At 41.1% G+C, this 12406-nt stretch carries 9 protein-coding genes; 7 read left to right on the top strand and 2 right to left on the bottom strand.

What is annotated here, in order from left to right; all coding sequences use genetic code 11:
- Positions 1 to 102: 102 nt before the first annotated feature.
- Complete coding sequence (rpmH, locus tag ACFOZY_RS14755; RefSeq protein WP_066109727.1) at positions 103 to 237, bottom strand: 50S ribosomal protein L34; 135 nt, start codon at positions 235 to 237, stop codon at positions 103 to 105.
- A 536-nt stretch (positions 238 to 773) separates the two neighbouring features.
- On the opposite strand from rpmH, the gene dnaA reads away from it, so the two are divergent.
- The 6 genes from dnaA to gyrA all read left to right on the top strand — a co-directional run bounded on the left by dnaA (position 774) and on the right by gyrA (position 9514).
- A complete protein-coding gene (gene dnaA / locus ACFOZY_RS14750) occupies positions 774 to 2126 on the top strand; it encodes a chromosomal replication initiator protein DnaA (protein ID WP_378156842.1) in 1353 nt (450 codons plus the stop codon).
- Positions 2127 to 2290: 164 nt separating this feature from the next.
- The gene (gene dnaN / locus ACFOZY_RS14745) at positions 2291 to 3427 is read left to right on the top strand and encodes a DNA polymerase III subunit beta (RefSeq protein WP_378156840.1); all 1137 of its coding nucleotides are present in this window, start codon (positions 2291 to 2293) and stop codon (positions 3425 to 3427) included.
- A gap of 185 nt (positions 3428 to 3612) precedes the next feature.
- Entirely contained in the window at positions 3613 to 3846 is a 234-nt protein-coding gene (yaaA, locus tag ACFOZY_RS14740) for a S4 domain-containing protein YaaA (RefSeq protein WP_378156838.1), read from the top strand.
- Positions 3836 to 4957, top strand: a complete 1122-nt coding sequence (gene recF / locus ACFOZY_RS14735; RefSeq protein ID WP_378156836.1) for a DNA replication/repair protein RecF — start codon at positions 3836 to 3838, stop codon at positions 4955 to 4957. Before yaaA ends, recF begins: the two co-directional genes overlap by 11 nt.
- A 54-nt stretch (positions 4958 to 5011) precedes the next feature.
- A complete protein-coding gene (gyrB, locus tag ACFOZY_RS14730; protein WP_378156834.1) occupies positions 5012 to 6937 on the top strand; it encodes a DNA topoisomerase (ATP-hydrolyzing) subunit B in 1926 nt (641 codons plus the stop codon).
- Between the two features lie 24 nt (positions 6938 to 6961).
- Positions 6962 to 9514, top strand: coding sequence for a DNA gyrase subunit A (gene gyrA, locus ACFOZY_RS14725; protein ID WP_378156832.1), 2553 nt, complete (start codon positions 6962 to 6964; stop codon positions 9512 to 9514).
- Positions 9515 to 9535: 21 nt separating this feature from the next.
- Here the strand turns inward: gyrA and ACFOZY_RS14720 are convergent, their stop codons facing one another.
- A complete protein-coding gene (locus ACFOZY_RS14720) occupies positions 9536 to 10729 on the bottom strand; it encodes an MDR family MFS transporter (RefSeq protein WP_378156830.1) in 1194 nt (397 codons plus the stop codon).
- A 173-nt stretch (positions 10730 to 10902) separates the two neighbouring features.
- On the opposite strand from ACFOZY_RS14720, the gene ACFOZY_RS14715 reads away from it, so the two are divergent.
- Positions 10903 to 12012 carry an HD-GYP domain-containing protein gene (locus ACFOZY_RS14715; RefSeq protein WP_378156828.1) on the top strand — a complete coding sequence of 370 codons (1110 nt, stop codon included), beginning with the start codon at positions 10903 to 10905 and terminating at the stop codon, positions 12010 to 12012.
- Positions 12013 to 12406 lie beyond the last annotated feature (394 nt).

Genomic DNA, 12406 nt, shown 5'->3' with positions numbered 1-12406 from the left:
TACCTATAAAAAGATTGTTAAGCAGCGGAATTGGTCCAACTGCTTAACAATCTACTAATTAGTTCCTAAAAGAAAAAAAGACCACTGAGGGTGTCAGTGGACTTAAGCTGATAATACTTTTCTTCCTTTACGACGGCGGGCTGCAAGAACTCGGCGGCCATTTTTCGTGCTCATACGTGCGCGGAAGCCATGTACTTTACTATGTTTACGTTTATTAGGTTGGTACGTACGTTTCATTTATAAGACACCTCCTGAGTGTAAATCGAGTGTTTCGTAAGACAGTCTTGCATATTATATATAGTTTTGCCCTTAAATGTCAACTCCATTTATTACCGCTCATCCAAGATCAACTACGTATTCAACTAAATTTAGGATGCAAAGTTATCCACACTTTCACATTTGTTTTACTTATAATACTGTGAATGAACAAAATCCGATTTTTTATTATCCACAACATTTATCGACAAGATTTTCACAAACAGACAGCCTGTGGATATCTGTGATGTGCGCAATTTGGCGGTTTGTGGATAAGTACGTCAAACTGTTGTAATTTCTATCTTTTTTTGTTACGATATTTGTGTTTTACTCTTCTCAGAAAAATACGAGTCATTTTTTATCCACAGCTGTTAATAATCTGTGGATAAAATTTTCCACGCATCTTCAAAAGAGTTATCCACAATATGTGAATTTGTGCATTTCATGTGCAACCTACTATACATATTAACCATAACTAAGTTCTATTCATTCATTTTTTTAGAAAAGGAGGCGTAAAGTTGGACCAATATGAGGAACTATGGGGTCAAGTACTTTCCATGGTCGAACAAAAAATATCTAAACCAAGTTTCGATACATGGTTGAAGTCGACTAAAATGATCGATTTTAAACAGAATGTAGTGACTATTACAGCTCCCAACTCTTTTACGAGGGACTGGCTCGATAATCACTATGTACCTCTCATTACCGATATCATGAACGAACTCTTAGGAGAGGAACAGGAAATCCGTTTTGTTGTACCGAAAAACGTTGAGCAAGAAGATGATTTTCCTGTAGTGAAACCAACAGTAAGAAATAGAAATGATGTAATGAACGACAATATGCCAGGCATGCTGAATCCGAAGTATACATTTGATACGTTCGTGATTGGCTCAGGTAACCGCTTCGCACACGCTGCTTCGCTTGCAGTTGCAGAAGCCCCTGCCAAAGCTTACAACCCTTTATTCATATACGGAGGTGTAGGTTTAGGGAAAACCCATTTAATGCATGCCATCGGTCATTATGTATTAGAGCAGAATCCTTCTGCTAAAGTTGTTTATTTATCATCCGAAAAATTCACGAATGAATTCATCAACTCGATCCGAGACAATAAAGCCGTCGAATTTCGCAATAAATACCGAAATGTGGACGTGCTCTTGATAGATGATATTCAATTCCTCGCAGGAAAAGAATCAACTCAAGAGGAATTTTTCCACACATTCAATACACTTCATGAAGAGCTAAAACAAATCATCATCTCTAGCGACCGTCCTCCAAAGGAAATCCCGACACTGGAAGACAGGCTGCGTTCACGTTTCGAATGGGGTTTAATCACGGATATTTCACCGCCAGACTTGGAAACAAGGATTGCCATCTTGAAGAAAAAAGCGAAGGCAGATGGATTAATTGATATTCCGGATGAAGTCATGAACTACATCGCGAACCAAATCGATTCAAATATCCGGGAACTTGAAGGAGCATTAATTCGGGTAGTAGCTTATTCATCTCTCGTCAACCAAGACATTTCGTCTGATTTGGCTGCGGAAGCGTTGAAGGATATTATGCCGAATGCCAGACCGCGTGCACTTACCATTTTGGATATTCAAAAAGCCGTCGGTGAGCATTTCCATGTCCGTTTGGAAGATTTCACTGCAAAAAAACGCACAAGATCTGTTGCTTTTCCACGGCAAATAGCCATGTATCTATCGAGGGAAATGACAGATTTCTCTTTACCTAAAATTGGGGACGAGTTTGGAGGAAGAGATCATTCCACAGTCATCCATGCTCACGAAAAAATAGTAAAAATGTTGAAAGAAGATCAATCTCTTCAGCAAGATATTAAGGATATAAGGAATCTATTAAGCAAACTATGATATTGTGGATAAGGTAGAATAATCGATTCATAGTCATGCACAGTTTATAAACATGTGGATAACTTGGCCAGTATAGGAAAAGTGGACTTATCCACAAATCCACAGCCCTTATTACTATTACTATTATTCTTTTTAAAACTAATAATTATATTAAGCGAGGTAGAATGATGAAATTTGACATAGTTCGAGACCGGTTATTAGACGGGTTGAATGACGTAATGAAAGCAGTCAGTTCAAAAGCGGCCATTCCGATTCTGACGGGGATCAAAATTGATGTGACAGAAGAAGGGCTCCGTCTCACAGGAAGCGATTCGGATATAACGATTCAATCGTTCATACCTGCAGAAGAAGACGGAGAACAAATCATTCGAGTAATTGAACCAGGTTCAATCGTCCTACAAGCTAAATTTTTCAATGAAATCATCCGAAAACTACCAACAAATGATGTAGTAATCGAAGTGACAGGTCATTTGCAAACACATATCCGTTCCGGCAAATCTGAATTCCACTTGATCGGCTCCGATGCGGATGAATATCCGCTGCTACCACAAGTCGAAGAAGACCGGAAATTTTCAATTCCAGGAGACCTGTTAAAATCTATTATCAGGGAAACTGTTTTTGCCGTATCATCTTCAGAAAGCCGTCCAGTACTAACAGGTGTTAATTGGCAAGTGGCTGAAGGGGAACTTATTTGTACAGCGACTGATAGCCATCGTTTAGCGAGAAGAAAGACATCCCTTGAAAATTTGGCTGGTGAGTATACTGCAGTTATTCCAGGTAAGAGCCTTCAAGAATTGAGCAAAATTTTGGTTGATGGTTCAACACCTGTGGATATCGTATTAGCAAATCAACAAGTGTTATTCAAATCAGGAAACGTCTTGTTCTTTTCCCGTTTACTCGAGGGTAATTATCCAGACACATCCCGTCTGATCCCTTCGGAATACAAAACGAATGTCACAGTGAACGGAAAAACTTTGTTACAAGCAATCGATCGTGCTTCGTTGCTTGCGCGTGAAGACCGTTATAATATCGTTAAGTTTTCTACAGATGAAGGCAAAGTGGTCGAAATCTCTTCGAATTCTCCTGAAATAGGAAAAGTAGAAGAGCAAATCGAAGCAATCGAAGTCGATGGGGAAGAACTGAAAATTTCCTTTAGCGCAAAATACATGATGGATGCCCTAAAAGCGATAGACGGCCAGGATGTTGTCATTCAATTCACAGGTTCCATGCGCCCATTTATCCTAAAATCTGCTCATGATGATGCAATCATCCAGCTCATCCTGCCGGTTCGGACATATTAAGACAAATACTCTAAATACGAACTTTCAGATAAGAATTCGCCTTTAAGCGGGTTCTTATCTTTTTTGTACCAAAATGTATAAAGAAAAAGAGAGTAAAAGCAGCAGAGGACTTATCTTTTTTTACTTACTTGCGAAAGTAAGGTAAAATGAAAGGATAGATTATGTAGAGAAGGATTGAAACAGTCATGAATGAACTTTCAATCACAAGTGAATTCGTTACACTTGGACAATTACTAAAAATGACCGACGCTATTGATTCCGGCGGCATGGCCAAATGGTTTTTGCACGAACACGATGTATTCGTAAATGGAGAAATCGAGCGCCGAAGAGGGAAAAAAATCAAAGACGGAGATCTCGTTAATATACCAGGAGTTGGACGGTACAAGATTATTGCGGCCGGAGAATCGAATGATCGTTGAGAAATTAGAGTTGACCAATTACCGTAACTACGAGCATCTCCAATTGGATTTTTCACCATCAATCAATGTATTTATCGGTGAAAATGCCCAAGGAAAGACAAATGTGATGGAATCTCTCTACGTCTTGTCCATGGCAAAATCACATCGTACTTCGAACGATAAAGAATTGATACGTTGGGAACAAGATTATGGTAAAATAAGAGGAGAAGTCCAAAAGAAATATGGACGTATCCCACTTGAGCTGACAATCTCCAAAAAGGGAAAAAAGGCGAAAGTGAACCATCTTGAACAGAACCGTTTAAGTCAATACATCGGGCAATTGAATGTCGTCATGTTTGCCCCTGAAGATCTGAATCTGGTCAAAGGGAGTCCTCAAATAAGACGACGTTTTTTAGATATGGAAATTGGACAGATTTCGCCTGTATATTTACACGATTTGTTGAATTTCCAAAAGATCCTAAAACATCGTAATCACATATTGAAGGCAAATGCCGGTAAGCAATCACTTAATGATGTTATGTTTGATGTTTATACAGAACAATACATTCAATTATCCATCCAAATCATTCGTAAGAGATTTCAGTTTATGGATATGTTGCAGAAATGGGCAGAACCTATCCACTTTGGAATCTCAAGAGGTTTGGAAAAGCTGGAAATCCGCTATAACCCATTGAACGGTTTGGACCCCGACTGGTCCGAAGAAGAGATGGCTGCATTTTTAGAAAAGCGGTTAAACGAGAATCGGAAACGTGAATTGGAAAGAGGTCTGACATTAGTGGGTCCCCATCGGGATGACCTTCATTTTTTTGTGAATGGCTATGATGTTCAGACTTATGGGTCGCAAGGACAGCAGAGGACGACAGCCTTATCGCTGAAGCTTGCCGAAATTGAACTGGTCAAACAGGAAATCGGTGAGGCTCCGATTCTACTTTTAGACGATGTTCTTTCCGAATTGGATGATTATCGGCAGTCCCATTTACTTAACACAATTCAAGGTGCCGTCCAGACGTTTGTGACAACGACAAACATCGAAGGAATCGATCATGAAACAATCCGGAAAGCGGATATGTATCGTGTAGACAAGGGCACCGTTCACCATATGACCGAGTAGACTCCGTTTAGGTTAGTAGAATACGAATGCATGAAAGAGCAGGTGGAGTAAGCCATGGAAGAAAAAGAGTTGCAAAATCCTCATTATGACGCCGAGCAGATCCAGGTATTGGAAGGGCTTGAAGCAGTCCGTAAACGTCCCGGCATGTATATTGGTAGCACAAGTTCAAAAGGGCTTCACCATTTAGTTTGGGAAATCGTAGATAATAGTATTGACGAAGCACTTGCAGGTTACTGTGACCATATTAAAGTGACAATCGAGAAGGATAACTGGATTCGAGTTGAAGATAACGGACGCGGTATTCCGGTCGATGTTGTCGAAAAGACCGGTCGTCCAGCAGTCGAAACAATCATGACTGTACTTCACGCCGGCGGTAAATTCGGCGGAGGAGGCTATAAAGTATCCGGTGGTCTTCACGGTGTAGGTGCCTCTGTCGTCAACGCGTTGTCTTTAAAAACAGAAGTATATGTTAAACGCGATGGAAAAATTCATTTCATCAGTTTTGAACGCGGTGTACCGCAAGAAGATTTGAAAGTAATCGGTGAAACAGATGAAACAGGCACAAAAACCCGATTTAAAGCAGATCCTGAAATCTTCACTGAAACGACAGTTTATGAATACGACATTTTAGCGAACCGAATTCGAGAGCTTGCTTATTTGAACCGTGGTCTTCAAATTACCATTGCAGATGAACGTGAAGAAGAATTGCGTACTAATACATACCACTATGAGGGTGGTATTAAATCCTATGTTGAACATTTAAATAAATCCAAAGAACCGATCCATGAAGAGCCGATCTTCATAGAAGGCGAAAAAGATGGAATTTCTATCGAAATAGCCTTGCAGTATAATGCCGGTTACAGTTCAAATATTTTTTCTTTTGCCAATAACATTAATACGTACGAAGGCGGAACACATGAGTCCGGTTTCAAAACTGCCTTAACGCGTATTATCAACGATTATGGGAAGAAGAACAATTTGATCAAGGATGCGGATGGAAACTTATCAGGTGATGACGTACGGGAAGGTTTGACCGCGATTGTTTCGATTAAACACCCGAATCCTCAATTTGAGGGTCAAACAAAAACGAAATTAGGGAACTCGGAAGTGAGTACGATCACGAATAACCTATTTTCGGAAGGATTCGAACGATTCCTATTGGAAAATCCATCTGTTGCAAGAAAAGTGGTTGAAAAAGGCCAAATGGCTGCTCGTGCACGCGTTGCGGCTAAAAAGGCGAGAGAATTCACACGACGTAAATCAGCACTCGAAGTCTCTGCACTTCCTGGTAAATTAGCAGACTGTTCTTCCAGAATTCCGGCTGAATCCGAATTGTATATCGTTGAGGGTGACTCTGCAGGAGGTTCAGCTAAGACTGGTCGGGATCGTCACTTCCAAGCAATTCTTCCACTTCGCGGGAAAATCTTGAACGTGGAAAAGGCGCACTTGAACCGGATCCTTTCCAATGCGGAAATCCGTGCAATGATTACAGCTCTTGGAACAGGTATTGGAGAGGAATTCAACTTAGAAAAAGCAAGGTACCACAAAATCATCATCATGACCGATGCCGATGTGGATGGTGCCCATATCCGGACACTATTGCTTACATTCTTCTTCCGCTTCATGCGTCCGCTGATCGAGGCGGGTTATGTGTATGCTGCCCAGCCACCTCTTTACCAGGTAAAACAAGGGAAGCACGTGGAATATTGTTATAGTGATGCAGAACTCCAAGAAATTTTGACAAGGCTGCCAAGCGTTCCAAAGCCGAACATCCAACGTTATAAAGGTCTTGGTGAAATGAATGCAACCCAGCTTTGGGATACAACAATGGACCCTGAACACCGCACACTTCTTCAAGTGGAATTGGATGATGCAATTGAAGCAGACGAAGTCTTCCAACGTCTCATGGGCGATGAAGTAGAGCCTCGCAGACAGTTTATCGAAGAAAATGCAGTATATGTTAAGAATTTGGATATATAAGCGGTTTAGAAGGGGGTCTACAACATGGCAGAGAGGCCAAGTAGTGGGGTAAAAGGCATTAATATCAGCACCGAAATGAAAACATCGTTCTTAGATTATGCGATGAGTGTTATTGTTTCGCGTGCCCTCCCCGATGTCCGCGATGGATTGAAGCCAGTTCACAGGCGGATTCTCTATGCGATGCAAGATTTGGGGAACACGGCAGACAAGCCTTATAAAAAATCAGCCCGTATCGTTGGGGATGTCATCGGTAAGTATCACCCTCATGGTGATAGTGCGGTGTATGAAGCAATGGTACGTATGGCGCAGGACTTCAACTATCGATACATGCTCGTTGATGGACACGGAAACTTCGGTTCGGTAGACGGCGACTCAGCTGCGGCGATGCGTTATACAGAATCACGTATGTCCCGGATTGCGATGGAATTGCTACGGGATATCAATAAAGACACAATTGACTACAAAGATAACTATGATGGACAAGAGAAGGAACCGGTCGTTCTTCCAAGCCGATTCCCGAACCTTTTAGTGAACGGGACATCCGGCATTGCGGTAGGTATGGCAACAAACATCCCACCCCATCATTTAGGTGAGACCATTGACGGCGTACTGGCAGTAGCAGAAAACCCGGCTATTACGACGGAAGAGCTAATGGAAATCATTCCAGGCCCAGACTTTCCAACCGGCGGTATTATCTTAGGCCGGAGCGGGATCCGCCGTGCATACGAAACAGGTAAAGGGTCCATAGTCATCCGTGCAAAAGTTGAAATTGAACAAAAATCAAATGGACGAGAAGTCATCTTAGTTCATGAGATCCCTTACCAAGTCAACAAAGCAAGATTGATCGAGAAAATTGCTGAGCTTGTCAGGGACAAACGATTAGACGGTATTTCCGACTTACGAGACGAATCCGACCGTACTGGAATGCGAATTGTCATTGAGGTCCGTAAAGATGCCAATGCCAATGTCGTTTTAAATAATTTATATAAACATACGGCTCTTCAATCCAGCTTTGGTATTAATATGCTTGCCCTTGTCGATGGCCAGCCGCGAGTCCTGAGCTTGAGAGAAGCATTGTATTACTATTTGGAACATCAAAAGGTCGTCATCCGCAGACGTACCCAATACGAACTAAACAAAGCGGAAGACCGTGCGCACATTTTAGAAGGTCTAAGAATTGCTCTGGATCATATCGATGAAATTATCACATTGATCCGTAGTTCGAAAACCGGAGATGAAGCGAAAGCCGGTTTGATGGACAAGTTCAAGTTATCTGAACGTCAGGCTCAAGCAATTTTGGATATGCGACTACAACGTTTGACTGGTTTGGAACGAGAAAAGATCGAGGATGAATACGTTGAACTAACGAAGCTCATCAATGAATTGCGTGCCATCTTGGCTGATGAAGAAAAACTATTGAACATCATTCGAGAAGAATTGCAAGAAATCAAAGAACGGTTCAGCGATAATCGACGTACGGAAATCGGCGTCGGCGGTATGGAAATGATTGAGGACGAAGATTTGATTCCTCGGGAAAACTCTGTATTGACCCTAACTCATAACGGCTATATTAAACGTGCACCAGCTAACACATACCGGAGCCAAAAACGCGGTGGACGCGGTGTAACAGGGATGGGAACGAACCAAGATGACTTCGTAGAGCATCTTTTGAACAGTTCTACCCATGACACGATTCTTTTCTTCACAAGCAAAGGGAAAGTGTACAGGGCAAAAGGTTATGAAATCCCTGAATTCGGCCGTACGGCAAAAGGTCTGCCAATCGTCAACCTTTTAGGCATTGAGAAGAATGAAAAAGTAACCGCGATGATTAAAGTCGAGTCGTATGAAGAGGATTCTTACTTCATCTTTACGACTAAATTCGGAGTTACTAAACGTACGTCACTATCCAACTTCGCCAACATCCGTGCAAATGGGTTAATCGCCATCTCCCTCCATGATGATGATGAACTTATTTCTGTCCAACTGACTGATGGTCACAAGCAAATCATTATCGGAACAAGAAACGGCATGCTCGTCCGATTCGAGGAAACTGATATCCGTTCGATGGGACGTACAGCTGCCGGTGTCAGAGGGATCCGATTACGCAATGGTGATGAAGTAGTCGGTATGGAAATCTTGGAGGAAGGTTCAGAAGTTCTGGTTGTAACAGAAAAAGGTTACGGAAAACGGACACCTGAAGCTGAATACCGTTTACAATCCCGTGGTGGTATCGGAATTAAAACCTGCTCCATAACCGATAAAAATGGCCCGCTTGTTGCCGTGAAGGTTGTAGATGGATCAGAAGACCTTATGCTAATTACAGTCCATGGAATTTTGATCCGTATGGACGTAAATGATATTTCCGTAACAGGAAGAAGCACGCAAGGCGTTAAACTGATTCGCCTTGGTGAAAATGAAACGGTTGCAACGGTTGCAAAAGTGGAAAAAGATCCTGAAGCGGAAACAGTTGAAGTAGTAGAAGTAGTAGAAGGGGAAGAACTGGAAGAGTCTTCTGACATTGAAGTCGAAGAGTCCTCAGACATTACAGACCCTGTTGAAGATGAATCTGAAGAATAAGTAAAAAACCGGTGTCGGAACTTAATCCGATACCGGTTTTGTTTTGGAAAAGAGTTTATTGCCGGACGAATAGAAGAGCAAACTACTTAAGATGATGAAGCCAATGATGATAAATAACCAGTGGCCGCCCGTCTCCATTAGAAGCCATCCTCCGAAGACCGGACCCGAAAAGTTGCCGATTGACCGGAATTGGGCTGCACCGAAGTATGTTCCCCTACGGCCTTCCGGTGCAATCATGTCGATGAATACACTCGTCGATGGAAAAACAAAAATCTCCCCAATCGTCACAATTATCATTGAAATAATAAACCATATAGGTGTAGTGGCAAAGCCAAAGCCAGCAAAACCGACTGCAAACAGTGTACAACCGACCATAATGGTATTCATAACCGGCCATTTCTCAGAAAATACACTTAGCGGGTATTGAAGTAGGATCACCATAATGGCATTTAGCGAAATAAGGCGTGAGAATAATACAACTCCCTCTTGGAATGAAGTTTGTAAATATTGTGGTAAAGTGGAATCGACTTGTGAATAGCCGAAATTAACGAGAATTCCTCCAATAACAAACAGTAGTAGAATACGGTCTCGTAATACAACAGTAAGGGTTTCGGAAAGACTTAGTTTTTTCTCTGGTGTAATCTGGGCAGTAGAGAATTTATTCAGCATGATTAATAAAGCGATCCCATAAAGGAAATACATAATACCAGTAATGAGGAATGGTAGACTTGAAGAAAAGCCTGCGATATAAACTCCCAATAAAGGTCCCACTGCTGCCCCCACATTAATGGCAGTATAACGTAAAGAAAATACCCGCTTTCTGAGTCGACTTTCAGTTAGATCTCCCATCATGGCTTGGGAAGAAGGTTCAAAGAATGAGCGGCACAAGCCATTCAAGACATTTAAAATCATAAATAAGACGATATGATCCGCTAATGCGAATCCACAATAGACAAGTGACCAAAGAGCAATGGCACTTAACATGACCTTTTTACGACCGATCCGGTCGGACAAATATCCTCCCATAAAACCTCCAAGCGTACTGCTTAAAGGGCTAAGGCCGATGGTTATTCCGATAAGCACAGGATTTACCTGTTGACTGCTGGATAAATACAGAGCTAAGAATGGCAAGGCCATAGAACTTGCAGCTCGGGTAAAGATTGTTCCGGTCAACAACGTCCAAACAACCGGGTGAAAATTAAGAGAAGCTTTCATCTATTCAACACGTCCTTCTTTGACTTATCATACGCCTCTCTTAAATTGTTGGGAATATTGAAAATCAAAAGAATAGATTTCCAAAAAATGATAAAAGATTTTGAAGATTATAAACCAAAACTCGTTATATCTGATACAATAGTTCTACAAACAAGAGTAAGGCGGGTAGGAGAATGGATGTAACTTATATGACTTTTTCAGAGTTGCGAATCGGCCAAGTGTTAGCAGAGGATGTGAAGGCCAATACTCGATTTCCAATCATCAAAAAAAACACTCCATTAACTAATGAGCATTTTCAAGTCCTTAAAGCTTTCAATATATTAAAAGTACCGATTCTGCGGAATAATCCCTTTATGAGGGAAGAAGTTGAAGAAGAACAAAAGGATCAATCAGCAAAAGACTTTGTTGAATCGGCAACAATGGGTTCGCGTAACTTTCTAACAAACTATAAAGAGGCAGTAGATGCCTATAAGAAAGAATTTATAGGGTGGCAGGCAGGTAAGAAAGTAGATGCTGCAAAACTTCGATCTTTAATTCTCCCGCTTGTTGACCATGCGCTGGAAGAAAGGGAGATTCTCCCGCTTCTCAATGAATATTCCGAACCGAAGGATTATCTATATCATCATTCAGTTGCTGTAGGAATTATTTCCGGAGCTATTGCCGATAAAATGAAATTTACTAAGGGCCAGGTATTACAAATGGCAACAGCTGGTCTAATGGCTGATAGCGGAATGTCCAAAATCGATGTGAAGATAAGAGAAAAAACTGCTTTCCTCACTGACAGTGAATTCAATGAGATTCGAAAACATACGATATACAGCTACCAAATGGTCAAAGACATACCTATCTTAAAACAGGAAATGAAGATGGCCATCTTCCAGCATCATGAACGACTTGACGGGAGCGGTTATCCAAAAGGAGAGAAACTCGAACAAATCTCCATTCTTTCTCAAATCATTGCAGTTGCAGATGTTTTTCATGCAATGACATCGGAGCGGATCTATAGATCAAAGGAATCTCCGTATAAAGTAATTGAGAAAATTAAGGAAGAGGAATTCGGAAAGTTCAATATTCAAGTTGTCAGTGCACTCATAGACCTTTTGACAAACATCCCGATGGGTACTACTGTTAGATTATCTAACGGTGAAATTGGCGAAGTTGTATTTACTAAACGTGAAGAAAAGACGAGACCCATCGTTAAATTAGCAAAGAACAATGAGATGCTGGATCTTTCAGCTAAACGACAATTGTGGATTGAACGTGTGATTGGTAAGGTCCAATAATGGAACCACTTATAGAACCGCGCATATGATGATATGCGCGGTTTTTTACATGATGGATGAAAAAAGGAAAATGATTGTTGACATGTGATATAAAAGTTGTTATTATAAGTAAGCTACTTCAACAGAGAACAAGACAAATTAAATATCTTTTAAAAAAGTATTTGACATTGTTTTTGAGAAATGTTAAAGTATAAAAGTTGCTGTTACGGCAGTGACTTAAATATGAACCTTGAAAACTGAACAGCAAAACGTCTAACAAACACTTGTTTTGATCCGACCTCCGTCGGACAGAATAGACAACAAATTTGGACATCATAATTGATGCCAGCAAAACTTATGAGCTTAACTCATACTCTTTATGGAGAGTTTGATCCTGGCTCAGGACGAACGCTGG

Origin of the sequence: Chungangia koreensis (assembly GCF_042651785.1) — a bacterium.
Classification (GTDB): domain Bacteria; phylum Bacillota; class Bacilli; order Bacillales_A; family Planococcaceae; genus Chungangia; species Chungangia koreensis.
Note: the sequence above shows the minus strand (reverse complement) of the source record. Positions and strands in the feature narration are given on the sequence as shown.

What these genes read in the sequence shown, in the direction of transcription:
- ACFOZY_RS14720 (WP_378156830.1), bottom strand. Translation starts at nt 10,729, where the DNA reads ATGAAAGCTTCTCTTAATTTTCACCCGGTTGTTTGGACGTTGTTGACC.
- gyrA (WP_378156832.1), top strand. Translation starts at nt 6,962, where the DNA reads ATGGCAGAGAGGCCAAGTAGTGGGGTAAAAGGCATTAATATCAGCACC.
- dnaN (WP_378156840.1), top strand. Translation starts at nt 2,291, where the DNA reads ATGATGAAATTTGACATAGTTCGAGACCGGTTATTAGACGGGTTGAAT.
- recF (WP_378156836.1), top strand. Translation starts at nt 3,836, where the DNA reads ATGATCGTTGAGAAATTAGAGTTGACCAATTACCGTAACTACGAGCAT.
- yaaA (WP_378156838.1), top strand. Translation starts at nt 3,613, where the DNA reads ATGAATGAACTTTCAATCACAAGTGAATTCGTTACACTTGGACAATTA.
- rpmH (WP_066109727.1), bottom strand. Translation starts at nt 237, where the DNA reads ATGAAACGTACGTACCAACCTAATAAACGTAAACATAGTAAAGTACAT.
- gyrB (WP_378156834.1), top strand. Translation starts at nt 5,012, where the DNA reads ATGGAAGAAAAAGAGTTGCAAAATCCTCATTATGACGCCGAGCAGATC.
- ACFOZY_RS14715 (WP_378156828.1), top strand. Translation starts at nt 10,903, where the DNA reads ATGGATGTAACTTATATGACTTTTTCAGAGTTGCGAATCGGCCAAGTG.